This is a genomic window from Shinella sp. Sh6, from assembly GCF_055392685.1.
Genome location: NZ_AP044006.1, coordinates 164,042 through 187,150, shown reverse-complemented (window position 1 = coordinate 187,150; position 23,109 = coordinate 164,042). Strand labels below are relative to the sequence as shown.

20 protein-coding genes are annotated in these 23,109 nt (G+C 64.7%); 6 read left to right on the top strand and 14 right to left on the bottom strand.

Going from position 1 to position 23,109, the window contains the following annotated elements; translation table 11 throughout:
- The first annotated feature begins 2 nt into the window (after positions 1-2).
- Both ACZ5TO_RS19175 and ACZ5TO_RS19170 read left to right on the top strand, forming a co-directional pair.
- The gene (locus ACZ5TO_RS19175) at positions 3-986 is read left to right on the top strand and encodes an ABC transporter permease (RefSeq protein ID WP_464800837.1); all 984 of its coding nucleotides are present in this window, start codon (positions 3-5) and stop codon (positions 984-986) included.
- Positions 987-1,276: 290 nt separating this feature from the next.
- Positions 1,277-2,446, top strand: coding sequence for a PAS domain-containing protein (locus ACZ5TO_RS19170; protein ID WP_464800836.1), 1,170 nt, complete (start codon positions 1,277-1,279; stop codon positions 2,444-2,446).
- Positions 2,447-2,505: 59 nt separating this feature from the next.
- Here the strand turns inward: ACZ5TO_RS19170 and ACZ5TO_RS19165 are convergent, their stop codons facing one another.
- From ACZ5TO_RS19165 to ACZ5TO_RS19100, 14 genes are all read right to left on the bottom strand, one after another.
- On the bottom strand, positions 2,506-4,407 hold the full coding sequence (locus tag ACZ5TO_RS19165; protein ID WP_464800835.1) for a HAMP domain-containing methyl-accepting chemotaxis protein: 1,902 nt from the start codon (positions 4,405-4,407) through the stop codon (positions 2,506-2,508).
- Positions 4,408-4,655: 248 nt separating this feature from the next.
- Positions 4,656-5,024, bottom strand: coding sequence for a DUF2200 domain-containing protein (locus ACZ5TO_RS19160; protein WP_464800834.1), 369 nt, complete (start codon positions 5,022-5,024; stop codon positions 4,656-4,658).
- Positions 5,025-5,130: 106 nt separating this feature from the next.
- On the bottom strand, positions 5,131-6,441 hold the full coding sequence (locus ACZ5TO_RS19155; protein WP_464800833.1) for an HlyD family type I secretion periplasmic adaptor subunit: 1,311 nt from the start codon (positions 6,439-6,441) through the stop codon (positions 5,131-5,133).
- Positions 6,428-8,239, bottom strand: a complete 1,812-nt coding sequence (locus ACZ5TO_RS19150; protein WP_464800832.1) for a type I secretion system permease/ATPase — start codon at positions 8,237-8,239, stop codon at positions 6,428-6,430. The genes ACZ5TO_RS19155 and ACZ5TO_RS19150 overlap by 14 nt, the downstream gene beginning before the upstream one ends.
- A 9-nt stretch (positions 8,240-8,248) precedes the next feature.
- A complete protein-coding gene (locus ACZ5TO_RS19145; protein WP_464800831.1) occupies positions 8,249-9,013 on the bottom strand; it encodes a hypothetical protein in 765 nt (254 codons plus the stop codon).
- A gap of 72 nt (positions 9,014-9,085) precedes the next feature.
- Positions 9,086-11,842, bottom strand: coding sequence for a TonB-dependent receptor (locus tag ACZ5TO_RS19140; protein ID WP_464800830.1), 2,757 nt, complete (start codon positions 11,840-11,842; stop codon positions 9,086-9,088).
- Between the two features lie 140 nt (positions 11,843-11,982).
- Positions 11,983-13,035, bottom strand: a complete 1,053-nt coding sequence (locus ACZ5TO_RS19135) for a FecR family protein (RefSeq protein WP_464800829.1) — start codon at positions 13,033-13,035, stop codon at positions 11,983-11,985.
- 66 nt (positions 13,036-13,101) lie between these two features.
- Entirely contained in the window at positions 13,102-13,602 is a 501-nt protein-coding gene (locus ACZ5TO_RS19130; protein ID WP_464800996.1) for an RNA polymerase sigma factor, read from the bottom strand.
- Between the two features lie 163 nt (positions 13,603-13,765).
- Positions 13,766-15,025 (bottom strand): TRAP transporter large permease subunit, encoded by a 1,260-nt coding sequence (locus ACZ5TO_RS19125; protein WP_464800995.1) that lies wholly within the window; start codon positions 15,023-15,025, stop codon positions 13,766-13,768.
- Positions 15,025-15,558 (bottom strand): TRAP transporter small permease, encoded by a 534-nt coding sequence (locus ACZ5TO_RS19120; RefSeq protein ID WP_464800828.1) that lies wholly within the window; start codon positions 15,556-15,558, stop codon positions 15,025-15,027. The genes ACZ5TO_RS19125 and ACZ5TO_RS19120 overlap by 1 nt, the downstream gene beginning before the upstream one ends.
- 75 nt (positions 15,559-15,633) lie before the next feature.
- Positions 15,634-16,641 (bottom strand): TRAP transporter substrate-binding protein, encoded by a 1,008-nt coding sequence (locus ACZ5TO_RS19115; RefSeq protein ID WP_464800827.1) that lies wholly within the window; start codon positions 16,639-16,641, stop codon positions 15,634-15,636.
- Between the two features lie 85 nt (positions 16,642-16,726).
- Entirely contained in the window at positions 16,727-17,728 is a 1,002-nt protein-coding gene (locus ACZ5TO_RS19110) for a transketolase family protein (protein ID WP_464800826.1), read from the bottom strand.
- On the bottom strand, positions 17,725-18,582 hold the full coding sequence (locus tag ACZ5TO_RS19105; protein ID WP_464800994.1) for a transketolase: 858 nt from the start codon (positions 18,580-18,582) through the stop codon (positions 17,725-17,727). Before ACZ5TO_RS19105 ends, ACZ5TO_RS19110 begins: the two co-directional genes overlap by 4 nt.
- Before the next feature lie 29 nt (positions 18,583-18,611).
- A complete protein-coding gene (locus ACZ5TO_RS19100) occupies positions 18,612-19,373 on the bottom strand; it encodes an SDR family NAD(P)-dependent oxidoreductase (protein ID WP_464800825.1) in 762 nt (253 codons plus the stop codon).
- 167 nt (positions 19,374-19,540) lie between these two features.
- Here ACZ5TO_RS19100 and ACZ5TO_RS19095 point away from each other — a divergent pair, with 167 nt between their 5' ends.
- The 4 genes from ACZ5TO_RS19095 to dhaL all read left to right on the top strand — a co-directional run bounded on the left by ACZ5TO_RS19095 (position 19,541) and on the right by dhaL (position 23,094).
- A complete protein-coding gene (locus ACZ5TO_RS19095; protein ID WP_464800824.1) occupies positions 19,541-20,461 on the top strand; it encodes a LysR substrate-binding domain-containing protein in 921 nt (306 codons plus the stop codon).
- A 105-nt stretch (positions 20,462-20,566) separates the two neighbouring features.
- The gene (locus ACZ5TO_RS19090; RefSeq protein ID WP_464800823.1) at positions 20,567-21,418 is read left to right on the top strand and encodes a sugar phosphate isomerase/epimerase family protein; all 852 of its coding nucleotides are present in this window, start codon (positions 20,567-20,569) and stop codon (positions 21,416-21,418) included.
- Positions 21,419-21,439: 21 nt separating this feature from the next.
- Positions 21,440-22,432, top strand: coding sequence for a dihydroxyacetone kinase subunit DhaK (locus ACZ5TO_RS19085; protein ID WP_464800822.1), 993 nt, complete (start codon positions 21,440-21,442; stop codon positions 22,430-22,432).
- 11 nt (positions 22,433-22,443) lie between these two features.
- The gene (gene dhaL, locus ACZ5TO_RS19080) at positions 22,444-23,094 is read left to right on the top strand and encodes a dihydroxyacetone kinase subunit DhaL (protein WP_464800821.1); all 651 of its coding nucleotides are present in this window, start codon (positions 22,444-22,446) and stop codon (positions 23,092-23,094) included.
- Positions 23,095-23,109 lie beyond the last annotated feature (15 nt).

Here is a 23,109-nt window from a genome sequence, read left to right as displayed (position 1 = left end):
CCATGCACACGCTTCTTCGCCCCTTCGCCATCAAGTCCTCCGGCGATCTCGCCCGGCTCGGCGTCATCCTCGCCCTTTTCGGCCTCATCCTCTTCGGGGCGCTGCGCTACGACCATTTCCTGTCGCCCTACAACATCCTCTCGTTCCTGCGCTACAATTCCATGTTCGCGCTGATCGCGCTCGGCATGGCCTTCGTCATCATCACCGGCGGCATCGACCTTTCGGTCGGCGGCACGGCGGCGATGGCGAGCGTGGTGGCGGCGCTCTTCTCGCCCGTCCACTGGGCGGCCGGGCTTCTTGCCGGCATGGCGGCGGGCTTTGCCGTCGGCGCGCTCAACGCCTTCATCATCACCAAGATGCGCATCCAGCCCTTCATCGCAACGCTTGCGACCATGCTCGCCGCCTACGGCACCGGCCTGCTGCTCGCCGACAACCATTCCGTCTCCGTCTCCTACGACAGCGGCTTCACCATTATCGGCCAGGACGATTTCCTCGGCTTTCCAATTCCCGCCTGGATCGCGCTTGCCGCCTATGTGCTCGGCTGGCTCGTTCTCGAAAAGCTCCCCGCCGGCCGCCATGTGCTGGCCATCGGCGACGGCGAGGCGACGGCCGGGCTGATGGGCCTCAAGGTCGAGCGCACGCTTGCCGCCGTCTACCTTGCCTCCGGCACGCTCGCCGGCCTTGCCGGCGTCATCCTCGCCGCGCAGTTCGGCGCCGGCCAGCCGACGGAGGGCGTCGGCTGGGAACTCTTCGCCATCGCCTCCGTGGTGGTGGGCGGCACGCTCTTGACGGGCGGCTCGGGCTCGGTGGGCGCCACACTCGCCGGTGCGCTGCTGCTCGCCATGGTCTTCAACATCCTCAACTTCGAGAACGGCCTCGGCTGGATCTCGCTTTCGGCCTACTGGCAATCCGTCATCCGCGGCGCCTTCCTGCTGGTCGTCGTCATCCTGCAGGCCAAGCTGATGACGCGGCGCAAGACAGCGTAGAATGACGGGAAGCAGGCGGGGCATCGGCCGATCTCGCCTGCTTCCCGCCCGCAAGTCACTCCGACGACGATCTTTTTTAAAATTCCTTGCGCAAACCCAAGGTAACCGTCCCGCCGCCCCGTAAACATGCGGAACGACTAAAGCAGCCCTTGCTTGTCTGGATGCGCCGCCGGCGCACCCGCCGGGGCGAAGGTCGATGCTGGAGGTGGCAGGTGGCGAGCATCCCGAACGACGGCGTAACGATCTCACCCGGCGGCGAGAGGCGGCCCATCCTGCGAGGGGAGGCCGAGGTGCCTTTCGCCCTGGAGGAACTCTTCTTCTCCCGCACCGAAACGCGGGGGCGGATCCTCGCCGGCAATTCCGTCTTCCAGCGGGTCAGCCAGTATTCCTGGGACGAGATGATGGGCCAGCCGCACAACATCATCCGCCATCCGCACATGCCGAGGGCAGTCTTCTTCATCCTCTGGGAGAAGCTGCGCGCGGGCCTGCCCGTCGGCGCCTATGTCAAGAACCGCTCCAAGGACGGCGGCTATTACTGGGTGTTCGCCGTCGTCACGCCGGTGGAGGACGGCTATCTGTCGGTGCGGCTGAAACCCGGCAGCGCCTTCTTTGGAGAAGCGGCGAAGCTTTACGCGTCGATCTGCGAATACGAAGGCAGGAGTGCCGTGAAGCCGGCCGAAAGCGCAGCCGAACTCACGGATCGCCTGCACGGCATCGGCTTTCGCGACTATGCGGCCTTCATGACCGCCGCTCTCGGCGAGGAGATACGCGCGCGTGACGCGGGGCTGAAGCGGCGCCCGTGGCCGGTCCTTCGCCCCTTCGAGGATCTGGTGCGCTCGGCCGACCTCCTGCTGACGACGACCGGCCGCATGCTCGGCATGATCTCCACCTTCAGCTACACGCCCGCCAACCTGCGGATCCAGGCATCGAGGATGGGCGAGGAAGGGCGGGCGATCTCCGAGATCTCCGCGAACTACGCCCGCATTTCCCAATCCATCGTGAAGAACCTGGAAGAGCTCGGCACCTCGGCCAACGAAGTCTTCGCGGTGGTCAACGAGGGTCTGTTCCTGACATGCATCGCAAGGCTGCAGGCGGAAATGGCGAGCCTCTTCGATGAAGAGGCCAGTGGCGGGGACACCGCGCTGAGAGACGAAGCCGGGCGCCTTATCCGCCAGGCCGAGGACTACAAGGCGCATGCCGCCGAAAAATTCGATCTCATCAAGCAGCGCATCCGGCATTTCATCGAGCTTGCCAGCGAGATGAAGCGGCTGCTGTCCGGCCTCGTCGCCGTGCGCGTGATGGGCAAGGTCGAGAGCGTCAACATGCGCAGCGGCATCTTCTTCGACCTCATCGGCGACCTGGAACGCGGCCATGCCGGTCTCGCCTCCGGCCTCGACGAGATCGGCAGGCTGAACGACAGGATCAGCGACAACGTGAGGGAACTCGATACGGTCGCATAGCCCGCGCGCAGGAGAAAATCCCGTCCTGCGCGCGTTGCGGTGCGATACCCTGTCCCGCCTCAGAAATCCTCCCAGTCCTCCTGCCGGATCGCGGCATTGCCGGAGAACGCACCAGCAAGCCGGCGCTTGAGATCGTGCACCGGCATTTGTGCGGGAACGACCGGCCGCGCCGCGACCGTTTCGGAGAGCTTGAAGTGGGAGAGGAGCTCGTTGAGGGACGCGGCCTCGCGGGAAAGATTGTGGGTCGCGGCGGTGGTCTCCTCCACCATCGCGGCGTTCTTCTGCGTATCCTGGTCCATCTGGTTGACGGCCGTGTTGATCTGCTGGAGGCCGGACGACTGCTCCTGCGCCGCCTCGACGATGGCGCCGACATGGCGGTTGATCTCCTGCACCTGCAGGACGATGGTCTCCAGCGCGCGGCCGGTATCGTCGACGAACCGGACACCCTCCTGCACCTGCGCCGTCGAGGCGGCGATCAGCGCCTTGATCTCCTTGGCCGCCTGGGCCGACCGCTGGGCAAGTTCGCGCACCTCCTGCGCGACGACGGCGAAGCCCTTGCCGGCCTCCCCCGCCCGGGCCGCTTCCACGCCGGCATTGAGGGCGAGGAGGTTCGTCTGGAAGGCGATCTCGTCGATAACGCCGATGATGTTGCCGATCTCGCCGGACGACTGTTCGATCTGCTCCATCGCGCTCACGGCCCGACGCACGACGGCACCGGACTGCTCGGCATGGCTGCGGGCCCCTGCCACCAGCACGCCGGCCTCCTGGGCGCGCCTTGCGGAATCCCGGACCACGGTCGTGATCTCCTCGAGCGCGGCAGCGGTTTCCTCGACGGCGGCGGCCTGCTGTTCGCTGCGCTTGGCGAGGTCGTCCGTCGCGGCCTTGATCTCGTTGGCGCCGGCGTCGATGCCGCGGGCGTTTTCGGCAACCCGGACCAGCGCCGATTGCAGCTTTTCGGCCGAGCTGTTGAAGTCGCCGCGCACGCCGTCGAGCGTTGCCGTGAACGGCGTCTCGATCCGGTAGGCGGTGTCGCCGTTCGACAGCCTGGAAAGACCCTCGGCGAGATTGTCGACGGCGAATTGCACCTCGGCCGCCTCCTTCGCCTTCAGGGCGTCGCGCTCGCGGCGCTCCTCCTCGCCGAGGACGCGGCCGGCCTCGGCATCGCGCTCCAGGCGCGCGCGTTCGATGGCATTCTCGCGGAAGACCTCCACGGCCCCCGCCATCGCGCCGATTTCATCGTGACGACCGGTGAACGGAACCGCGCTCTGCGCATCGCCGGCGGCAAGCGTGCGCATGGCGTCGGTGATGCGCTGGATCGGGTTGGCGATACGCGCGACGACCATGTAGATGCCCGAAAGGCTGATCAGGATCGCGGCGGACGCTGCGGCAAGCGACAGCAGGAAGGCATCGCCTGCGGCCTTCTCGGCCGCCGCCACCTCGCCCTCGGTCTGCGTCATGATGAAGGCGACGAGCTCGGCGATCTTGTCATTCGTCTTGCGGGCGATCGGGTTCATCTCGGAGACGAAGACAGCGCGCGCCTCGTCCGGCTTGCGGTCCCTGATGAAGGCGACATACGAGGCGCTGCGGTCGAGATAGGCCTTTGCCTGGGACCGGATGTCCTTGATGAGCGTCCGCCCGATCGGCGAGAAGAGGCCGGCTTCGTATTTGACGATGGACGTTTCGAGCTTGGCCTTCGCCGCATCGAGCAGGGCCGTTTCGGCCTGGAATTCGGCGTCGTTCGAGACCATGGAGAAGCGCGCGAGCGCAAGGCGCACATCGGCAAAGTCGCTCTTCACCTCGCGCGAGGAAAGCAGCCGCTCGATCCAGAAATTGCCGACCTTCTCGCCGGAGGCGGTGATCGACCGGATGCTTTGCAGCGAAACGAACGACGAGAAGGCGACGATGACGATGATCGCGCCCATCAGCGCGATGAGGGAGGTCTTGATGGAGAGCTTTTTCATGATGACTACAGCCGGGACTCGGATACAAGCAGACTTCCCCACGTGCCCCCGCAGGCTTGCCCGCCCTGGCCGGAGCATCGATGTGGGAAGTACGGCCGCGGCGAAACATGCGGCCAGGCCGTCAGCATGATGCTGAGCGGCGTCCCCCATTCCCGGCGCCAACGCAACGCGGCAGGGAAAGACGCAGAAAAACCATACCCGATTGCTGCATCGGCGCTTTGCGCAAGATCAACGAACAGGAAAATTCGTCACGATGACGCAGCGGGAGAGCCCCGCAGGATCTTCTCCATCGCCTTGCCTTTGGCAAGCTCGTCGATCATCTTGTCCAGATACCGGATCTCGCGCATGAGCGGCTCCTCGACCTCCTCCACGCGGATGCCGCAGACCACACCCTTTATCAGGGATCGGGACGGGTTCATTCCGGGCGCCTCGGCGAAGAAATCCTCGAAGGTGGTTTTCCTCGCCAGTCGATCGCTCAGAGCTTCCAGGCTGTAACCGGTGAGCCAGCAGATGATCTCATCGACCTCCGCCTTCGAGCGCCCCTTCTTCTGCGCCTTCGCGACATAGTGGGGATAAACGCTCGCGACGCTGACGGAATAGATGCGATGCCCGGCCATGCGCCCTCCTGATCGTTTCGACGGTATCCTTTCAAGATAGCGTAGGCGCGGGCCGGAACAATCGGTCGCGGCGTGACCAGATGCGGACGCATGATCGGCCGGCCGCTCACTCCTCGCGGAAGGCGCGGCTGACCTGGTCGGAGAGCGGCTTGACGAGATAGGAGAGCGCGGTGCGCTCGCCTGTCTTGATCATGGCTTCGGCGGGCATCCCCGGCACCAGGGCCAGATGCCGGAGCCTTGCCAGTTCGTCCTGCGGGATCGACAGGCGGACGAGGTAATAGGCGGCGCCGGTCCGCTCGTCCGTCGTCAGGTCGGCGGCGATGCGGCTGACACGGCCATTCAGTTCGGGCGTGGTGCGCATGTTGAAGGCCGACAGGCGCACCACGGCATTCTGGCCGGGCGCGATCTGGTCGATATCCTTCGGCGCGATGTGCACTTCGAGCGCAAGTTCATCGCCTTCCGGCACGATCAGCATGATCGGTTCGGCGGGATTGACCACGCCGCCGACCGTGTGGACAGCGAGCTGATGGACGATCCCCGCCTGCGGCGCGACGATGTCGATGCGCTTCAATTCATCCTCGGCGGTCACCTTGCGCTCGACATATTCGCCGACCTGGGCCTGGACCTCGCGAAGCTCGCGGCCGACCTCGGTCTTCAGGTCCTGGTCGATGGACAGGATCTGAAGTCTCGTCTCGGAAATGCGGCCGGCCGCCTGTGCCTGATAGGCAATCTTCTCGCCGCGTTCGCCGGCATAGGTGGCGGCCTGTGTCTTCAGGCTGTTCAGCCTCTGGACCGAGACGATGCCCTCTCCGTGCAGCGTCTCCTGCGAGGCGATCTCCGATTCCAGCACCTTCAGGCCGCCCGCATAGGCGATCTCCTGCGCCTTCAGGCCCTCGATCTCGTGTTCATACTGCGTGATGCGCTCGGCAAGCTGGGCCTTCTTGCCCTGGCGCGATTGCCTGCGGAAGTCGAAGAGGCGCGTCTCGCTACGGATCGCGGAGGCGACGTCGAGAAGGTCGGCGCGCGCCATGAGGTCCGCGGGAAAGGCGATCGCGTCGAGGTCGTCGCGTTCGGCTTCCAGCCGCGCGAGGCGGGCGGAGAGCTCGTCCAGCCGCTTGGTGACGATGGCGAGGCCGGCGCGGGCTTGCGTCGCGTCGAGCCGCATGACGACCGCGCCGGCCTTCACGGCGTCGCCCTCCTGCACGAGGATTTCCCCGACCACGCCGCCCTTCGGGTGCTGGACCTTCTTGATGTAGGAATCGACGACGAAATGGCCGGAGGCCACCACCGCACCGGCAAGGCTGGTGGTGGCCGCCCAACCGCCCGCGCCGAAGACGAGGCCGACACAGACAAGGAGCCCGCAGACGAGATGGCGGCGGATCGAACGGGAAAGCACGGCGTCCTCAGGATTTGGCATCGGGATCTTCCGTCTCGTTACCGGGATTTGCGACGACGCGAAGAGGCGTCGTGACGTGACCCGTCATGGAAAAGCCGCGCAGGTGGGCTGCGGGGGCGGGCTGCCTCAAGACCTGCGACAGGACCTCGTCGCGCGGACCGAAGGCCTTTTGCCGCCCGTTTTCCATGACCAGCACGCGGTCGATGACGCCGATGGCGCTCGGGCGATGGACGGTGACGACGGCGATGCCGCCACGCTCACGCACACCCGCGATGGCTCGCACCACGGCGGCCTCGCCCTCGGCGTCGAGATTGGCATTGGGCTCGTCGAGCACGACGAGGAACGGACTGCCATAGAGAGCGCGGGCAAGGCCGATCCGCTGCCGTTGGCCGGCCGAAAGCGCCGAGCCGCCCTCCCCGATGCGTGTCTGGTAGCCTTCCTCGAAGCGGAGGATGAGTTCGTGCGCGCCCGCGGCCCGCGCGGCCGCGACGATGGCATCCGGTTCGCCGTCCTCTTCAAAGCGCGCGATATTCTCGGCGATCGTACCGTCGAACAGTTCCACGCCTTGCGGCAGGTAGCCGATATGGCGGCCGAGCGCCCTGCGGTCCCATTGATCGAGGCTCGCGCCATCGAGGCGTACCTTGCCGCCGGCCGGCATCCAGGCCCCGACGAGCGCACGCGCCAGCGTCGACTTGCCGGAACCGGACGGACCGATGATACCGAGCGCGCTCCCCGCCTCGACGGCAAGGGAAATGCCGGCAACGGTCGGCTTCTTCTCGCCGGGCGGAAGGATCGTCACCCCTTCGACGCGCAGTTCCGCCTTCGGCGTGGGCAGGGCCATCACGTCCGGCGTGGGCGGGATCTTCGCAAGCAACTCCTGCAGGCGCGTCCAGCTCTGCCGTGCCATCAGAAACGGCTTCCAGCTCGCAATCGCCAGGTCGATCGGGGCGAGCGCCCGCCCCATCATGATGGAGCTCGCGATCATGATGCCGCCGGTGGCCTGCTGCTCGATGACCAGCCAGGCGCCGACGCCGAGGATTGCCGATTGCAGCATCAGGCGCAACGTCCTCGACAGGCTGCCGAGGCCGCCGGCAATGTCGCCGGCCTTGCGATTGGCGGCGAGGTAGTCGGCATTCGCCTGCCTCCAGCGAGCCTCCAGCCGCCCGCCGAGCCCCATGGCCTGCACGACTTCGGCATTGCGCCGCGACGCCTCCAGGAGACCGTTGCGCGTCATGTTGCTGGCGATCGTCTCGCGGATCGGCCCTTGCGAAAGGATGTTGGTGAGAAGCGTCAGGAAGACGAGGACGATCGCGCCGGCAAGCGCCGTCACGCCGATCCAGAAATGGAAGAGGAAGCAGATGCCGAGATAGAGCGGCATCCATGGCAGGTCGAAAAGCGCGGTCGGCCCCTGCCCGGAAAGGAAGCCGCGCACATTGTCGAGGTCGCGCAACGGCTGGAGCCCGTCGCCCGGCATGCGCGCCAGGAGCGGCAGGCGCAGCACGGCATCGTGCACGCGGCCGGAGAACCGGCTGTCGAAATGCTCGCCGATCCGCAGCAGCACGCGGGCGCGGACGATGTCGAGCACGGCCTGGAACAGGTAGAGCCCGCCGGCAAGAACCGCGAGCCCAATCAAAGTCGGCACACTGCCGCTCGCAAGCACGCGATCGTAGACCTGCAGCATGAAGACGGGCGACGTCAGCGCCAGAACGTTGACCACGCCGCTGATGAGAGCAATGCCGGCGATACTCTGTCGAAGGGGAAAGACGGCTGCCGCAGCATCGCGCTGCGGCAGTGTCCGAACCGTTGCGTGGTCCGTCATCGTGATTTCTTACGCCAGCAGTTGGCCATTGGACTGCAGCGTGAGGATATCGGCACCGACATAGCCGGTCAGCGTCACCACATTGGTGCCATCGCTGATGGTCAGTACGGAAGAGGAGTCATACCAGTTGCTGTAGTTGTAGACGAGGTCGTTTACGTCGACGATCGCGGCGACGCCCGTAAAGTCGAGCGTGTCCGTGTCGCCGGTGCTGGAGCCGAAATCGGTGATGACATCCGTCGCCCAATTGCTTTCGAAGACAAAGGTATCGTTGCCGAGATCGCCGATGAAGGTGTCGTTGCCGGCGAAGCTGTACTGAGTGTCATCGCCGGTCGTGCCGTGCTGTTCGGTGCCGACGGAACCGAAATAGTTATAGAGACCGGCCGCAGAGGCCGTTCCGCCCGTGCCCATCAACTGATAGACGGCATAGTTGAACGTCGAGTTGGCAGACGCACCGCCCAGGTCGACGTGCAGCTTGAGATCCGATCCCGTGATGTCGAACGGCCCCGAAGGATAGCCGGTCATATTCGTGCCGAAGTCGAGGGAGTCGAGCGTACCCGTGAACCCGCCATTCGCAGGATAGTCGAAGTTGCCTTCGAGCAGAACGGAATTGTCCGAGCGGCCCGACTCATTGCCGCCCGCCCATTGCTCGAACTGGCTGTCGATACCGTCGTCGTAGAACACGCCGTGCGCACCGAGCGGGTCGGTCGATGCCCAGCCGTCGAGATAGGCCTTCAGGTCTTCCGCACCAGCATACTGATAAATCTTGGCAACCATTGCGTTTCTCCTCTGTAGCGACTTGCCACCTCGGCAAGCCATTCTCTCTTCGACTGGCCGAAGAGAATTCCTTCAGAACTTGAAGTTCAGCGAGACTGTCGCCGTGCGGCCGGGTGCCGGCAGGATTCCGGCTCCAAGCGCCGGTAGATACGCCACATCCGCGACATTGTTCACGGCGAAGCGAAGCGTGGCGTTGTCGTTGAGCTTGTACGATCCATAGAGATCGAGAAGCGTATAGTCGTCAGCGGCATAGGCCGTGAGCAGCGACGGCATGGTGCCGACTGTCTGCTTCTCCACCTCGACGTGAGTGAGGCGTGCACCGAGCGTTAGATTCTCGTCGAACAGGCGAAGACCGCCATCGAGCGTCATCTTTGTGCGCGGCGCGGTGAAGATGATGTATTGGCCCGTGGTGTGGGACACACCGTTATAGGTGTATTGATCGGCGTAATCGGCGTCGAGGAACGTGAAGGATCCACCGAGATAGTAGCGCCCTGCATCGTAGTTGCCTTCCAGCTCGATACCCCGCATGCGCGTTTTACCGTCGAGATTGACATAGGATGCGTATTCCACGGTCGATCCGTTGTCGGTTCGATCGATACTGCCGAGGGCGATGTAGTTCCTGATCTCACGATAGAAGGCGACGGACTTCAGGCGGACGCTGTCACCGCCCGCGAAGACATCGTCCTGCATGTAGTTCACGCCGAATTCGTAGGTCTTGCCTTCTTCGGCCTCAAGGTAGGGATTGGGGGCATTGGCAGGCCCGAAGGCAAGGACATGCGAACCGCCAGTAACCGCTTCCATGATGGTCGGCGGACGGAAGGTCTCGGAATACTTGCCGAAAATCTGAACACCATCGAATGGCTTGACCGCGATTATCGCATTGGGGAGAAGCGCGGCATCGGAGAGATCGACATTCACATCTTCGGTCGGATAGCGGATCACGTCCTCGGTCGTGACGACATCTCTAGAGGGCCGGCAAAGTGTGTCCCCGACAATGGTGTTCCCGAGACCGGCCTGTGCATTTACATAGTTCGTCCAGGCTGGCGCACCGCTATCTCTGAACGCGAGGATCGGCGCAGGAATGGCGCTGCAGGTGCCCGGAATGGTGGTGGTGACGGATACCGTCTCCGTATAAGGCTTGAGGAAGATCGTCGACCCGCCTGTAAGGTGGTAATAATCGTACCGCAGGCCGCCGGAGAGCATCAGCCAGTCGTCGTGCTCCAGCGTCGCATTGCTGAACACGCTGGCAACGGTGCGGGAGCCGGACGGATTGGACCCGCTGTACCAGTGCTCCGTCAAAGGATCCAACGCGATCGCGTCGCCCGAGACGGCGGTGTCTCCCTTGTCGCGGAAAATCTCCGCACCGTAATTCAGCGACAGCTCACCCATCGGAAGCGAGAAGCGGCTGGTGTTTTCGATACTGGCACCGAGCGTCCGCATGGCATAGTCCACATCGACCGCTTCCTGCCCCGCGGTTCTCTTGATGCGATGCTCCCCGTTCTCGACGTTGTTGAACGCGAACCTCGCCTTCAGGTCGATCAGCTCGCTATCGGGGTCCCACCCGAAGGCACCGACGACTGTATCGTTAGTGATGTCCTGCGTATCCTCACGTAGCGCTCCGGTATCCGTAAGCTGATTGGTTCCCTGACTGAACTGCGACTGCAAGTGCAGCCAGCTCAGATCGAAGGTCGAGTTCTCAGTGGGTCGCATTTCCGCCTTGAGCAGGCCGGATGTGCTTTCCGACCCCGTGAAGATCGGCTTGTCGAGATTCTGGGTGTCCCAGCCCGAACCAATCGTGCCATTTTCACCAATCGCGTATTCACCGAGCCCCTTCCGGCTGATAGCCGCAAGAAGTGAGAAGTCGTCGCTCACGCGTACGGCGGCGGCAGCCGAGCCGGCGAAAGAGTATTCATTGCTGCCGGTCGTCGCGTCGAGCTCACCGCCGACAGTTTCGCCTTCACGGATCAGGTCGTCGGCAACGAGCGTGCGGAAATTGACCGAGCCGGCAAGCCCGCCCGCGCCCCCGACACCGGAGTTTCCACTCTTGTCTACCTCGACGGAGCGGATGAGCGCCGTATCGACATAGGCATAGCCGGTCGACCCGTGACCCGCACGCTGGAAATTCTGCCGCGCGCCGTCGATCATCGTCGTCACGCGGTTCTGGTCCTGGAGGCCGCGCATATTGACGTTGATGCCCTGGTTCTGGGTATTGTCGCTGGAGACGTTGACCCCGGCGGTGTTGGCCAGCAGTTCGCGGGCATTGCGTACCGATGCATTCCGGATCGCTTCACGCCCGACGACGCTGACGCTCGCGGGCTCCTCGTAGACCCAGTCCGGCGTCCCTTGGAATCCCGATCCCGAGCTTGCATTGCGCGCGGATTTGGCAACGACGATCGTCTCCAGCATCGTCGATCCATTGTCGATACCGTTGTCCGCGGCAGCATCCTGTTCGCCGATCAGGGCCCTGCTCCCGTTTCCGGAGAGACGATAGGAGATACCGGTTCTGTTGAGCATTCTCGCCAGCGCCTCTGCCGGGGTGAAGCTGCCGACCACCGCATTCGTGCGGATGCCGCCTGCCTCGGTCGACGAAAGCGTGACCTGGAGACCGGACTGGCGGCCGAAGGTGCTGACGGCGCTCGCCAGCGGCTGGACGGGAATATCGAAATGCCGTGTCGTGCCCTGCTGCGCCTGCGTGGCTGAAGACGCCTGCGCCAAAGCCGGCACCGTCCCGCAAAGTGCGGCAAGCGCCGTCGCGGCAAGCAACGTTGCACGCGCCGCCCGCTTTCCCGGCCGGTATCCTCGATAGTCCCCAAACGCCCTGAACTGCATGCTACTCTCGTCTTTCTGTTCATGCGGCCAGCCTTTTCTTGACTATGCCGCTCAACAAATAGACGATTGCCTCGCAGATTTTTTTCAGGCTTTTTGCGCGACATCCCTAAATCATTGGAATACCGCTGATTTTTCAAAGATCAGAGCCGCGTGATGACCCGTGCGAAACGCGAGACGGTTCGGACCTTCCCCCCAAAGGGCTCCACGAGCGCCTCGAGCGCCTGGTCAGGATCACGCAGGTCGTAGAACCCTGTCACGGTCATTCCCGCAAGGCCCGGATCGGGAACCGATATCCATGCGGGGTGGTAGCGCCGGATCTGCTCGATGACCGACCCGATCGTCCTGTCGACGACGTAGACCCGCCCTGTCCGCCATCCGGCAATATCCTCGATCGCGACGCTCTCCTTCTTCATGGTTCCGGCACCGGTGTCGACGACCAGCATCTCGCCCGGTGAGAGCGTTTCGGACGGGTGTCCGACGTCGCCGTTCAGGGATGCCGTCACGGCGCCCCGCGCAAGTGCGACGCTCGTCAGGCGGTCGCTGATCTCCACGTCGAAGGCTGTTCCGAGAACCTCCACCTTCACGCCATTCGCGTCGACGACGAAAGGCCGCCCCTCATCCTTCACGACATCGAAGAATGCTTCGCCCTTCAGAAGAGCGACCGTACGGCGGCCTCCGGAAAAATCGGTCGCAATCGCGCTCGATGCCGCGAGCAACACGGTGCTGCCGTCCTCAAGGGTAATCGTGCGGCTTTCGGCGGTGGTCGTCTGGTAGTCCGCGCGCAGATAGATGGTGATCATCGGCGTGAAGACAATCGCCAGACAGATGACGACTCCGGCCATGGCCGCTAGCACGCCGCGGGAACGCCAACGGGCGCGCCGCACCAGGGGACGCGGCGATGGCGCGGCCCGACGGGGCGCATTCTCCCAATGCTCGCGGTACTGCGGTTCGCATGCGCCGAAGGCCATCCAGGCCCTTTGCGTGCGCTGCCAGGCAAGGCGGTTGATCTCGGCACTGCCGAGCCACGCCTCAAGGTCCGCCTGCAGCCCTCCATCCTGCGGCGCCTCCTGCAGATGCAGAAGCCAGTCGGCAGCCTCCTCCAGAAGCTCGGCCGGAAGCTCGATCTCGTCACTCGGACTGACAGTCATGGGATTTGAACCTGTTTTCATGTGCCATGCCGACTTGCCCTGCATTCGCCTCTGCTAAAGAGACGATCAGCGCGGGGATTTTTTTCACGCGCGACGGATGTTTCCGCCTTTTCACTTTATTTTCCTGGAGAATTCCACGATCGCCCCCTTGATCAACCGATGCACGCTGGCAACGGAAACATCGAGATGGGCCGCGATCTCCTCCATCCTGTAGCCGCCGAAGCGATGCATTTCCATGGCGATGCGGGCCTTGGCCGGCATCTGCGACAGGACAGTTTCCACCTGGCGGACCTGATCGCAGAAGAGCGCATGTTCCTCGGGATTGCCATGATCCTGCGGCAATCCCCAGAACGGCGTGTCGTCGGGCCTCTCCCGCAGATCGTATCGCCGTCGCCTGCGGACATCGAGCGCCAGATTGCGGACGATGCGCAGGAGATAGGGCTTCAGCTTGGCAAGGTTCTCGGCCTCTTCAGGGACGAACCTGACAAACGCCTCCTGAACGACGTCCTCGGCATCCTCGCGCGAGCCGAGGATCGGCGTCGCATAACTGATCAGGTCGGCACGATGCGCGAGATAGGCGGCATAACGCTTATCGTCTTGCTTGATTCCCATGCTTAGACCGGGCGCCGGAATTTTCTCGAAATTGAACTGGACGTCTGCGGCGGACCCCAGGTGGGAACGGGCTCGCCCGCCATCAGATATCATCTGGAATCGCAACAGACCAGATATACTGGAGAAATATAGTCATGTTTTTTGGGCTGGATTAGGCGGCGCGCTAGTAGATCGTCAGCGCCGGGATGTAGCTCACCGCCAGCATCAGGAGCATGGCCATGACGAAGAACGGCCAGAGTTCCCGTGTCGTCGCACCCAGCGGCGCCTTCGCGATCGACGAGGAGATGAAGAGCGTCGTGCCGATCGGCGGCGTGTAGAGGCCGATGCCGAGATTGATGACCATCATCAGGCCGAGCTGCACACGATCCAGCCCGATGACATCGGCAAGCGGCACGAAGACCGGACCGAGCAGCAGAATGGCCGGCGGCAGGTCGAGCGGCATGCCGACCACCAGCATCAGGACGTTCATCATGAGGATGATGACGATTGGGTTCGCCATGTTTTCCGCCACCCAATGGGCAACGAACTGCGGCGTCTGGTCGAAGGTCAGCACCCAGCCGACCGCCGCGCTGCCCATGATGACCAGCATCACGACGCCTGTCGCGACCCCTGCCTCCACGACATTGTCGCAGAAGCGCTTGAAGCTGAGATCCCGGTAGAAGGCGACGCTGAGGATGAGCGAATAGACGACCGACAACACGGCCACCTCGGTGGGTGTCGCAAAGCCGAAGCGCAGGCCGAGGATGATCAGCACCGGCAGGGCGAGCGCCGGAAAGCTCTTGCCCGCCATGAGGGCGAGGTCGCGCTTGCGCACGCGCTCCTTGGAAACCGGATAGCCGCGCCGGACCGAAATCCACCAGCAGACGAGGATGAAGCTGCCGGCCATCAGCAGGCCCGGCAGGATGCCGGCGATGAAGAGATTGGCGACGCTGACGCCGCTGACCAGCGAATAGAGGATCATCGGGATCGACGGCGGAATGAGCACGTCGATGACGGCGGACGTGGCATTGTTGGCGGCACAAAGGGGTGCCGGATAGCCGTGGCGCTTTTGCCAGGGAATGAGGACGGAGCCGAGCGCGCTGGCATTCGCGACGGCCGAGCCCGAGACCCCGCCGAAAACGACGGAGGAGATGACCGTCGTCGAAAGCGCCCCGCCGCGCCAGCGCTGCAAGGCCTTGGAGGCAAGTTCCAGGAGCTGCTGGCCGAGCGTGCCGCCGAGCATCAGGGTGCCGGCCAGCATGAAGAAGGGCAGCGCCAGCATCGGGAAGGACTGGGTCTGGTCGTAGACCTGCTGCGCGACGATCGACAGAGGCACATAGTCGACCGACAGGACGGCGATGCCGGCCGCGATGATCAGCGCATAGCCGACGGGGACGGCGAGCATCATCAGCACGCAGAAGGCGACGATCATGATCAGGGTCATCATAGCGGCATTTCCTCGGTTTCTGCCTGCGGGCGGGCGGCCCAGCCGTTGACGAAGACGCGCAGGCACGCCGTCGCGGTCACCACCGCCACGAGCACGGCGCCGACCGCGATGGAATAGTAGCCGATGCTGTTCGGCAGTTGCAGGACGGGGCTGCGCTCGATGCTGGCGATCTCCGCCACCACGAGGGCCTGATCGGCAAGCACCGCGAAGGCGGCAACGGAGATCAGGTTGGCAACCATGAAGATGACGGTCTTGCCGCGCTCATCGAATTTCCCGTAGATCCATTCGACCGCCATGTGGATGCCCATCTGCGCGGCAAGTACGATGCCGGCGACGATGAACCACGGGAAGATGAGCGTCGGCAGTTCCTGCGCGAAGTTGAAGCCGCCGCTGGCAAGCGTATAGCGCGCGGCCACGTTGGCGGTCATGACGACCGTCAGGACGATACCGGCCAGAATGATCACGAAGCGGCACAGGAGCGTTATCGCCCTGTCGATCCGGTCGGCGGCAACCAGCAAACCATCGGTCATGCGTGCTCCTCCCCCAATATGCACGGATGATGGATGAACCGCACACCGCAGGAGCGGTGCGCGGCATGGCGAGGATCAGCCCTTCGCGGCGCCGGCGATCTGCGCGACGAAGTCGCCGAACGGCTTCTGCTTCCAGGTGTCGAGCACGGATGCGGTCGCCGCGACGAAGGCGGCGCGGTCCACCTCGGAGATCTCGATGGCCGGATTGGCCTTGAAGGTCTCCAATGTCTGCGTCGCCGTCTCGGCGGAGAGGCTGCGCTGCAGCTTGCCGGCCTCCAGCGCGGCGGCCTTCACCGCTTCCAGATCGTCGCCGAGCCGCGCCTGGGACATCTTCGACATCAGGAAGGGCGTTGATTCCCACTTGTGCGCCGTCAGGCTGATGAACTTGTTGACCTCGTAGAGCTTCGAGCTCTCGATATTGGCAAGCGGGTTCTCCTGGCCGTCGACGACGCCCTGCTGGAGCGCGATGTAGAGTTCGCCGAAGGCGATCTGTTCGGTGCCTGCGCCGAGCGCCTGGAAGATGTCGATGGTCATCGGATCGGCGGGCGTGCGGATCTTCAGGCCCTTCACGTCTTCGGGCGTCTTGACCGCCAGCTTCGAGTTGGAGAGGTGGCGGATGCCGTTGTCCCACCAGTCGAGCGCCACGACGCCGACGGCATCGAAGCGATCGGCAAGCGTCTTGCCGACGTCGCCCTGCAGGACCTCGATCGCCCTGTCGGCGGTCTCGAACAGGAAGGGCAGGCCGAGCGCGGCGATTTCCGGGATGAGCGCGGAGACCGGGCCCTGGCTGTTGGCGGTGATATCGAGCGCGCCGGTGCGCAGGCTCGTCAGCATCGCGGAATCGCTGCCGAGCGTTTCGGATCCGGCGACATTGACCGTCACGCGGCCGTCCGTCTTTTCCTTCACCAGTTCGGCGAACTTGTCCGCCGCCACCGTGCGCGGATTGCCGGGCGCGGCACCGTGGCCGAGCGTCAGCGTCACGGCCGCGCGCGCCGGACGCGCGAAGGACAGAATGGCGGGCGCTGCCAGAACAGCGCCGCCTGCAGCCAGGAATGCCCGCCGCTTCATGGAATAGGTCATCATCAATCCTCCCGGTTAGCGCCCCTCCGGCGCGATGTTTTGAACTCCCGCGGACAGCCGGCTCCCGACCGTTGTCCACGTATCCGATTCAGCCTGCGTCCAGCCACCCTTTCGTCTGTTCGACGATGCGGCCTGTGGATATGCCGTAGCGATCGTGCAGCGTCGGCAGGGCGCCGGCGGCAAGATAGGAATCCGGCAATGCGATATGCCGCAGGCGCGGCGCGCGGCCATTGGCAAGCAGCGCCATGGCGACCGCCTCGCCGAGCCCGCCGACGCACGAATGGTTCTCGGCCACCACGAGCAGCCTGTCGGCCCGGTCCACTTCGGCAAGGATGGTGGCGACGTCGAGCGGCTTGATCGTCGGCGAATGCAGGACGGCGGCACGGATGCCGTCCTTCTCCAGCGCACGGGCAGCCTCCAGCACCCGCATCGTGAGGATGCCGGAGGAAAGGAAGAGCACGTCCGCCCCGTCGCAAAGCAGCTTCGCCTTGCCGAGCTCGAAGCGATAGTCGTAGTCGTCGAGCACGACCGGGACCTGGCCGCGCAGCAGGCGCAGATAGACGGGCCCGTCATGGGCGGCAATCGCCGGAACCGCCTGCTCGATATCGAGCGCGTCGCAGGGGTCGACGATCGTGATGTCGGGCATGGCGCGGAAGATGGCGATGTCGTCCGTCGCCTGGTGGCTCGGGCCGTATCCGGTGGTCAGTCCCGGCAGGGCGCAGGCAATCTTGACCGGCAGCTTTTCCTCCGCGATCGCCATGGCGATGAAATCGTAGGCGCGGCGTGCGGCGAAGACCGCATAGGTCGTAGCGAACGGAATGAAGCCCTCGCGGGCAAGGCCCGCCGCCGTGCTCATCAGAAGCTGTTCGGCCATGCCCATCTGGTAGAAGCGGTCCGGAAAGGCCTTCGCGAAGATGTGCAGATCGGTATATTTGCCGAGATCGGCGGTAAGGCCGACGATCCGCTCGTCATGCCGCGCAAGCTCGACGAGCGCATGACCGAAGGGGGCCGGTCGCGTCGCCTGCCCTTCGGCGGCGATCGAGGCGATCATGGCGGAAGTCGTGAGCCGCTTCGTGGCCGTGGTGCTCATGCCGGGCGTCCCCTCTCCAGAGCTTCAAGGGCGAGCGCCCATTCGTCCGCCTCGACGCGGATGAAGTGCGTCACCTCGCGGCTTTCGAGGAAGGGCACGCCCGTGCCCATCTTCGTATCGAAAACGATGGCGCGCGGCCGGTCGTCGGAAAGCGCCATGGCCGTGTCGAAGGCCGCGCGCACCGCCTCGATGTCGTTGCCGTCGATCCGCTGCACATGCCAGCCGAAGGCGGCGAACTTGTCCGTCACGGGTTCGGCGGAGAGCATTTCGCGCGAGGGGCCGTCGGCCTGCTGGTTGTTGAAATCGACGAGGTTGACAAGGTTGCCGAGCCGGTGATGCGCTGCGCCCATCGCCGCTTCCCAGGTTGAGCCCTCGCCAAGCTCGCCGTCCGACATCAGATTGAAGATGAAGCGGTCAGAGCGCTTGCGCTTGAGGCCGAGCGCCATGCCGACGGCGATGCCGAGGCCGTGGCCGAGCGAACCGCCGGTAATCTCCATGCCCGGCGTGTAGGAGGCCATGCCGGACATGGGCAGCCGCGACTCGTCGCAGCCATAGGTTTCGAGTTCGTCCTCGGGCACGATGCCGGCTTCGATGAGGGCGGCGTAGAGCGCGATGGCATAGTGACCGATCGACAGCAGGAAACGGTCGCGTCCTTCCCAGTGCGGGTCCTCGGGCCGGTAGCGCAGCGCGTGGAAATAGGCGACGGCGAGCACGTCGGCGATGCCGAGGGCCTGGCCGACATAGCCCTGCCCCTGCACCTCGCCCATCAACACCGCGTTGCGGCGGATGCGATAGGCCCGCTCGGCCAGCGAGACATTTGCGCGGAGCGCGGTATTTCCGGCTGCGGTTTCCATCGTCATGAGGTTCCTCCGCCCACTGGCCGTCAATGGATCAGCATGCCGCCATTGACGTCGATGACCGCACCGGTGACGTAGGACGAGAGGTCCGAGGCGAGGAACAGGTAGATGTTCGCGACGTCCCGCGCATCGCCGAGCCGGTTGAGCGGGATACCCTTGAGGATATCGGCGCGCATGGCGTCGGTGAGCTTGCCGCCGGTAATGTCGGTCTGGATGAGGCCGGGCGTCACGGAGTTGACGCGAATGCCGTCGACGCCGAATTCGCGGGCCATCGCCTTTGCCAGGCCGAGCACGCCCGCCTTGGCCGCAGAATAGTGCGGGCCACCGAAGATGCCGCCGCCGCGCTGGGCCGAGACCGATGACATGCAGGCGATCGAGCCGCCGCCGTTTCCACGCATGTGCGGAATCGTCGACTGGCTGAGATTGAGCACGCCCGTCATGTTGACAGCGACGATGCGCTCCCAGTCCTCGCCGGTAATGTCGAGGGTCTTCACCGGCTGGGTGATGCCGGCATTGTTGATCAGGATGTCGACCTTGCCGAAAGCCTCGACCACGCGGGCAATCGCCGCATCGCAGGAGGCCCGTTTCGTCACGTCGCAGGCAATGCCGAGATGGGCGCCGCCATCGACGGAGGGAAGGGCCGCGGCGGCTTCGGCGCTCGCAGCCTCGTCGAGGTCCAGAATGGCGACGCGCGCTCCGTGCTCGGCGAACAACTCGGCGGTCGCCCGGCCGATGCCGCGCTTGCTCGCAGCGCCCGAGATCACGGCGGTCTTGCCCTTCAGCAGCATATCTTTTCTCCTCCCTGGACGCCGGCCACGCCGGCCCCATCGATCCTGGCGCCAGACATCCGGCCGCCGCTCCGCCCTGCCAGCGGATGGGGTGAGGTATCGCAAAGGCATCCGGGGCCTTCAAACGCGAAGTTTACACCGGTAGGTGAATCTGCTTCACTAATCGAATGTTGAACGGAATTTCACTGTCCTCCATTCGCGCCTTCGAATCCGCCGCCCGCCTCGGCTCGTTTCGCGCCGCAGCCGACGAGTTGCATCTATCGGCAAGCGCGGTAAGCCATGCCATCGTCAAGCTCGAACGGGCGTTGGGGACCGCGCTGTTCGAACGCACGACCCGCGCAGTGCGGCTGACCATCGACGGACAGGCCCTCTTGACGCATGCCTCCAACGCTTTCGAGGAACTGCGCTGCGGCATCGAACTCGTATCGTCGAACAGGTCACGCCTGCATTGCGCGCCGAGCTTCGCTGCACAGGTCCTCTCCCCGCGCCTGCCGCAATTCCTGGCGGCCAATCCGGGCATAGAGGTGCGCCTTGCCGCAAGCACCAGCTATGTGCGCTTTGTCGACGGGGAATTCGACGCCGATATCATCTATGGCCAGCCGACGGGCGACGATCTCGTCGTCATTCCGCTCGGCAGCGAAAGGGTGACGCCGCTCTGTACGCCCGAAATGGCCCAAGGCATCCGCAAGCCGCGCGACCTATTGTCGAAGATCCTGATCCGCAGCGACAACAAGCGCCTGCGCTGGCCGGACTGGTTCGACGCCAACGCCCTCGGCACACCGCCGGTCCAGAGCGTCAGCTTCGACCGTTCGTTCCTCGCCATCGACGCGGCAGCAAACGGCCTCGGCGTCGCGCTGGAATCGACCCGGCTCGCCCATCGCGAATTGAAAAGCGGCAAGCTCGTCGCGCCGCTGACAGGCGTCGCCAGGGACGTGCACTATATCGGCCACTATCTCGCCTTCCCGAAATCGGGATCGCAGCGGCGCCTGGCGCGCAGGTTCGCCGAATGGCTCGTTGCCGCGCTGGACGAGGCGCCGGGCGGCGAAACCGGCGCCGGGATTGTTGAAGCAGATTCATCGGTCCGTTAAATCTTTCCGTTTGTCGTTTCCCGTGCCCCGAACCATCAATCGGGAGCGCGAGGAGCCTCGTCTTCCGCGCGGCTAACCGGCCGCCGCCGGGATCGGGAGGACGAAATGACAGAGCGGATCGTGTCCGCATCCGGCGCGCCCTATGACGGGCACAGCCGCGAGACGATGCTGGAAAGCCTGGCGCGCCTCGGGTTCAGCCATGTCGAGCCCGCCTTCATCGTCGGCTATACCGAACCCTTCGACGAGGACGCCTTCCGCCCGGGTGAAGCCGGGGAATGGCGGAGCGCGATGCGGAATGCGGGGCTATCGTGCCATGCGATGTCATCGCATATCGATCTCGGCCTCGACGACGCCGTCGCGATCTTCACCGGGCGCATGGAATTTGCCGCCGCCCTCGGGGCGTGCGTCATCGCCACGAATGCCAGCGCCCGTGCACGCGAAGCGGCCTTTCACAGCAATATCGAGGTGCTGCTCCGCCGCGCCGAGGATCTCGGCGTGGTCATCGCCCTCGAGAATCCCGGGGACGGCAGCGATAACCTGATCAACACCGCGGCCGACGGCATCGCCCTCGTTGCGCGCTACGCGACGCCCTTTCTGAAGCTCAACTACGATGCCGCGAACACCGCCTCGCACAGGCCCAGTCTCAGCGATTTTGCCGGCGACGCGGTACGTGCCCTGCCGGCTTCCGCCCATGCGCATATCAAGGACGTGAGCCGCAACGACGACGGCTGGTTCTTCAAGCCGATCGGCGATGGCGACATCGGTTGCGCACGCATCCTTTCGGCTATATCGGCGCTGCCGGATTTTCCCATCAGCATCGAACTGCCGCTGCGGCTCCATCGCGATCCGGCGGCACGGCCCGTCCGCCGTAGCGAGCCGCTTGCGCTCGACACCATCGAAAGCGCCCTCGCCCGCTCCCTCAAGGTCGTTCGAGGGGCGCTGGCCGGTCAGGGCTGACGTTTACCGGAGGAGAAAGACATGCAGCGTTTCATCAACGACCCGGACCAGGTGGTCGAGGACACCGTGAAGGGCTTCGTCAAGGCACATTCCGACATCGTGCGCCTTGCCGAGAACCCGCGCGTCGTCGTGGCAAGGCAGGCTCCCGTCGCCGGCAAGGTCGGCGTGGTGACGGGCGGCGGCTCCGGCCATGAGCCGGCCTTCATCGGCTATACGGGCAGGAACATGCTCGATGCGGTCGCCGTCGGCGAGCTCTTCTCCTCGCCGACGGCGAAGAGCTTCCACGACGCCATCCGCGCGGCCGATGGCGGCAAGGGCGTCGTCGTGCTCTACGGCAACTATGCCGGCGACAACATGAACGTAAAGATGGCGACGAAACTTGCCGCCAAGGACGGGATCGAGGTCGCCACGGTCGTCGCAAACGACGACGTCTGCTCCGCGCCCGCCAGCGAGCGCGAGAAGCGCCGCGGCGTCGCCGGCGAGATTTTCATGTGGAAGGTCGGCGGCGCCAAGGCCGCGACCGGCGCAAGCCTCGAGGAGGTCCGCGCGGCCGCCCAGAAGGCGATCGACCGTTGCCGTTCGATCGGCGTCGGCCTCGGCCCCTGCACGCTGCCTGCCGTCGGCCATCCGAACTTCCGGATCGAGCCGGGCACGATGGAAGTCGGCATCGGCCATCACGGCGAGCCGGGCGTGCGCGTCGAGCCACTGAAGACGGCGGAAGAGGTTGCGAGGGACATGGTGAAGATCGTGCTCGACGACCACGGCCTGCCCGAGGGCACCGAAGTCGCCGTGCTCGTTTCCGGCCTCGGCGCCACGCCGCTCAACGAACTCTACATCCTCAACGATACGATCGAGAGCGAGATTTCGGCCCGCGGCCTGAAGATCCGCAAGACCTGGATCGGCAATTATTTCACCTCGCTGGAAATGGTCGGCGCGACGCTGACCGTCATGGCGCTCGACGATGAACTGAAGACGCTGCTCGACGTCGAGACGCGTTGCACGATCCTGCTCTGAGGAAGGAAACCATGCAGACTTTCGACAATGCCTCCTCCGGCGCCATCGTCCTGTCGATGGCCGAACGGATCATCGAGAACCGCGCCTATCTCAGCGAGATCGACGGCAAGATCGGTGACGGCGACCACGGCGTGAACATGGCCAAGGGCTTCGGCATGGCCGCCGAGCGGCTGAAGGGCAGGCACGCCTCGCTTTCCCAGTCCCTCGATACGCTCGGCACCGTGCTGATGACGGAGATCGGCGGCTCGATGGGCCCGCTCTACGGCGTCATGTTCACGGAATTTGCGGAAACCATCGAGGGCGTGGAAAAGATCGACGCCGCGACCTTCGGCAGGATGCTGCATGCCGGCCTTTCCGGCATCCAGTCGATCGGCGCGGCCAAGGTCGGCGACAAGACGCTGCTCGACACCCTCGTCCCCGGCGTCGAGGCCTTCGACAAGGCGACGGCAGACGGGAAGTCTTTCAGCGATGCGCTCGACGCCCTGGTCGCCGCCGCCGAGGCGGGGCGCGATTCGACGCTTAACCTCGTCGCGAAGATCGGCCGCGCAAGCCGTCTCGGCGAACGCTCGCTCGGCGTCCTGGATGCTGGCGCGACGTCCTGTGCAATCATCCTCAAGGAACTTGCGCAAGGCGCCAAAGCAGCCCTTGCGAGCCCATCGTGACCTTTACGCCGGCGG

What these genes read in the sequence shown, in the direction of transcription:
- ACZ5TO_RS19125 (WP_464800995.1), bottom strand. Translation starts at nt 15,025, where the DNA reads ATGACCCTGATCATGATCGTCGCCTTCTGCGTGCTGATGATGCTCGCC.
- ACZ5TO_RS19110 (WP_464800826.1), bottom strand. Translation starts at nt 17,728, where the DNA reads ATGAGCACCACGGCCACGAAGCGGCTCACGACTTCCGCCATGATCGCC.
- dhaL (WP_464800821.1), top strand. Translation starts at nt 22,444, where the DNA reads ATGCAGACTTTCGACAATGCCTCCTCCGGCGCCATCGTCCTGTCGATG.
- ACZ5TO_RS19120 (WP_464800828.1), bottom strand. Translation starts at nt 15,558, where the DNA reads ATGACCGATGGTTTGCTGGTTGCCGCCGACCGGATCGACAGGGCGATA.
- ACZ5TO_RS19160 (WP_464800834.1), bottom strand. Translation starts at nt 5,024, where the DNA reads ATGGCCGGGCATCGCATCTATTCCGTCAGCGTCGCGAGCGTTTATCCC.
- ACZ5TO_RS19145 (WP_464800831.1), bottom strand. Translation starts at nt 9,013, where the DNA reads ATGGTTGCCAAGATTTATCAGTATGCTGGTGCGGAAGACCTGAAGGCC.
- ACZ5TO_RS19085 (WP_464800822.1), top strand. Translation starts at nt 21,440, where the DNA reads ATGCAGCGTTTCATCAACGACCCGGACCAGGTGGTCGAGGACACCGTG.
- ACZ5TO_RS19095 (WP_464800824.1), top strand. Translation starts at nt 19,541, where the DNA reads ATGTTGAACGGAATTTCACTGTCCTCCATTCGCGCCTTCGAATCCGCC.
- ACZ5TO_RS19165 (WP_464800835.1), bottom strand. Translation starts at nt 4,407, where the DNA reads ATGAAAAAGCTCTCCATCAAGACCTCCCTCATCGCGCTGATGGGCGCG.
- ACZ5TO_RS19100 (WP_464800825.1), bottom strand. Translation starts at nt 19,373, where the DNA reads ATGCTGCTGAAGGGCAAGACCGCCGTGATCTCGGGCGCTGCGAGCAAG.
- ACZ5TO_RS19150 (WP_464800832.1), bottom strand. Translation starts at nt 8,239, where the DNA reads ATGACGGACCACGCAACGGTTCGGACACTGCCGCAGCGCGATGCTGCG.
- ACZ5TO_RS19105 (WP_464800994.1), bottom strand. Translation starts at nt 18,582, where the DNA reads ATGGAAACCGCAGCCGGAAATACCGCGCTCCGCGCAAATGTCTCGCTG.
- ACZ5TO_RS19140 (WP_464800830.1), bottom strand. Translation starts at nt 11,842, where the DNA reads ATGCAGTTCAGGGCGTTTGGGGACTATCGAGGATACCGGCCGGGAAAG.
- ACZ5TO_RS19130 (WP_464800996.1), bottom strand. Translation starts at nt 13,602, where the DNA reads ATGGGAATCAAGCAAGACGATAAGCGTTATGCCGCCTATCTCGCGCAT.
- ACZ5TO_RS19090 (WP_464800823.1), top strand. Translation starts at nt 20,567, where the DNA reads ATGACAGAGCGGATCGTGTCCGCATCCGGCGCGCCCTATGACGGGCAC.
- ACZ5TO_RS19175 (WP_464800837.1), top strand. Translation starts at nt 3, where the DNA reads ATGCACACGCTTCTTCGCCCCTTCGCCATCAAGTCCTCCGGCGATCTC.
- ACZ5TO_RS19155 (WP_464800833.1), bottom strand. Translation starts at nt 6,441, where the DNA reads ATGCCAAATCCTGAGGACGCCGTGCTTTCCCGTTCGATCCGCCGCCAT.
- ACZ5TO_RS19135 (WP_464800829.1), bottom strand. Translation starts at nt 13,035, where the DNA reads ATGCAGGGCAAGTCGGCATGGCACATGAAAACAGGTTCAAATCCCATG.
- ACZ5TO_RS19115 (WP_464800827.1), bottom strand. Translation starts at nt 16,641, where the DNA reads ATGATGACCTATTCCATGAAGCGGCGGGCATTCCTGGCTGCAGGCGGC.